1 protein-coding gene is annotated in these 1,408 nt (G+C 63.8%); it reads left to right on the plus strand.

The window, feature by feature from the left end; genetic code table 11:
• The first annotated feature begins 528 nt into the window (after positions 1 to 528).
• A complete protein-coding gene (locus tag ACZ4UV_RS52070; RefSeq protein WP_467850275.1) occupies positions 529 to 1,095 on the plus strand; it encodes an ester cyclase in 567 nt (188 codons plus the stop codon).
• Positions 1,096 to 1,408: the final 313 nt, after the last annotated feature.

The following is a 1,408-nucleotide window of genomic DNA, read 5'->3' on the forward strand; positions in this document are numbered from 1 at the left end:
CACGAGGATTACCAGCCATGATCTCGTCCTATCCGAGTTCGGTACGTGGTTACGTGAACCAGCCTGACGTCTCCACGCTCTGCCCGCCCCTCGGATCGAGGCGCAAAGCCCACACATCAAGACACACGCCCCACCCAGGTCAGGGCTACGCAACAACGTTCGCCAGGAACCGCCTTCACGTGTCGCCCGCGTTTGCCTCGGACACGTCACTGGCGACACCTGGCGTTGCGGCTGACGGTTCACCACGACGTAGCTCTTCGCCGTAACCTCCGGACGTCTGGCGCTCCTGAACAACAAAAGGGCTGGCAACTCCCGATAGCGCGGGGCGGGTTGTGATGTCACGCACCAGGTGTGCAGAACTGCAGCCAACCATTTCACTAGAGATACTGTAAGTAGAAATCTGCCGGAGCCCGCCAGAGCAGACCATGACGTCAGCCGGGTGCTCCAGGCCCTCACCTCACCTCGCCTGCACCTGCTCAGCAGGAAGGCGCCCTCTTCTCTTCGCACACCCCGAAACGGAGCAAAGCAATGGGCATCGCTGCCGTTGACCTGGCCCACAAACTCTTCCGGATCCTCGAGACCGGAGACTCCGAACTCGCTGCAGAGGTCGTGCACCCGGACTTCTACAACCGTGAAGCAGCCGTGGCCCCAGAAGCCTGCGATCTACTGGGCCCTGCCGGCGTCCTCGCCTCAAGCGCCTGGATGCGCTTCGCCTTCACCGAACTGAGCTTTCCGATCACGGAAACGGCCGGCAACGACAGCCAGGTATGGGTGCGCCTTCGCATGCAGGGCTGCCACACGGGTCCGTTCGTCCGCCTCCGCAACGGTGCACTCGACCAGGCCATACCTCCCACCGGCCGAAGCATCGACTTCGAGCAGATCCACGTACTCGAAGTCCGAGACGGCAAGGTCGCCGCCCACGAGGCCGTGCGTGACGACGTCACGATGCTTGGTCAACTCGGCGTCTTCCCGCCCAGTCCAGCAGTAGCACTGCGCATGGTCAGTTGGAAGCTGACAGGCAAAGCAGCACGCGCCGCCGCAGATGTGTCCTCCGCCGCCGCAGATGCAGCGGCCGCTTCATCACGGCAGCACTGAGCCACCGACCAGGGGGGCGGAGAAAAGGGGCGCCCACCAGCCCGTGGGCCGACGCAGGACGGTAGGCACGCCAGACCAGTCGGCGCCACCAGGAGAAAGGGCCGGCGGACTCCCAGAACGTCGGAATCCCGAGAAACGAGGATCACGGGCCGGAACTGCGCGCCAGGCCTCATGGCGCGGCGAGGCGGATCCGTCTGGATCTGAGGACTATGCGCCCCGATCCGAGGGGCCTGTGCACACCTGGCAGACCAAGCTGGTGTGTGTTCACGACCTCACTGTTCTAGGGAGTACGACATGGCTGGTAATCCTCGTA

It is taken from the genome of Streptomyces sp. NPDC028289, assembly GCF_055565975.1.

Coding starts and splice junctions, on each gene's coding strand:
- ACZ4UV_RS52070 (WP_467850275.1), top strand. CDS start 529: ATGGGCATCGCTGCCGTTGACCTGGCCCACAAACTCTTCCGGATCCTC.